A 1,253-nucleotide genomic window follows, 5' to 3' on the forward strand; every position below is an offset into this window, starting at 1 on the left:
CTACGTGGATCGTGGCCATGGTTCACAGGTCTTCGTTGGCCCGGTGTCAGCGGGCGTGGCTAATGGAATCTTGTTATGCGTCCGAATCCAGTCAGCCCCTAAAGGCGTCATCGGACGAAAGGCGAAGGGCACGGACCCTTCGCCTTTTTAAGCGTTTACGCGCCGATTACGATCGGCCTTGCCAGAGGCGGGACGGCGGCGCTTGCAGGCGCAATACCGGCTTCGAACTCTGGACGGAAGTATTTGATGGCACTGCCCAGCGGTTCCACGGCACCCGGTGCGTGAGCACAGAAGGTCTTGCCTGGGCCGAGGAAATTGACCAGCCCCAGCAGGGTCTCGATGTCGCCTGGCTGACCGCGGCCTTCTTCGATGGCCATCAAGAGCTTGACGCTCCATGGCAAGCCATCACGGCACGGGGTGCAGAAACCGCAGGATTCGCGTGCAAAAAACTGCTCCATGTTGCGCAGCAGCGACACCATGTTGACGCTGTCGTCCACCGCCATGGCCAAACCGGTACCCATACGGGTGCCTACTTTGGCGATGCCGCCGGCATACATTTGTGCGTCGAGATGTTCTGGCAAGAGGAAACCGGTACCGGCGCCACCTGGCTGCCAGGCCTTGAGCTTGAAGCCGTCGCGCATGCCGCCAGCGTAGTCTTCGAACAACTCGCGACCGGTCACGCCGAACGGCAGTTCCCACAGGCCAGGATTCTTGACCTTGCCGGAGAAGCCCATGAGCTTGGTGCCCATGTCTTCGCTGCCTTCGCGGGCCAACGATTTGTACCAGTCAACGCCGTCGGCAATGATCGCCGGCACGTTGCACAGGGTTTCAACGTTGTTCACGCAGGTCGGCTTGCCCCACACGCCCACGGCGGCAGGGAAGGGCGGCTTGGAGCGCGGGTTGGCGCGGCGACCTTCGAGGGAGTTGATCAGTGCGGTTTCTTCACCGCAGATGTAACGCCCGGCGCCGGTGTGGACGAACAGTTCGAAATCAAAACCGCTGCCCAGAATGTTCTTGCCCAGCAGGCCTGCTGCCTTGGCTTCTTCCACGGCACGGTTGAGGTGCTTGGCGGCGGTGGTGTATTCGCCACGCAGGAAGATGTAGCCACGGTAGGTTTTCAGTGCGCGAGCACTGATCAGCATGCCTTCGATCAGCAGTTGTGGCAGTTGCTCCATCAGCATGCGGTCTTTCCAGGTGTTCGGCTCCATTTCAACCGCGTTGCATAGCAGGGAGCGGCTATGGATGGATTCGTC

The 1,253-nt window shown here is 60.7% G+C and carries 1 protein-coding gene; it reads right to left on the reverse strand.

Annotation, left to right across the window (positions count from 1 at the left end):
- Positions 1 to 155: 155 nt before the first annotated feature.
- A partial coding sequence (locus ACIOU6_RS28040) for an NADH-ubiquinone oxidoreductase-F iron-sulfur binding region domain-containing protein (protein WP_401140006.1) occupies positions 156 to 1,253 on the reverse strand: 1,098 nt, incomplete at its 5' end.

The sequence above is a fragment of the Pseudomonas sp. NPDC087615 genome (genome assembly GCF_044743445.1).
GTDB classification, from domain to species: Bacteria; Pseudomonadota; Gammaproteobacteria; order Pseudomonadales; family Pseudomonadaceae; genus Aquipseudomonas; species Aquipseudomonas baetica_A.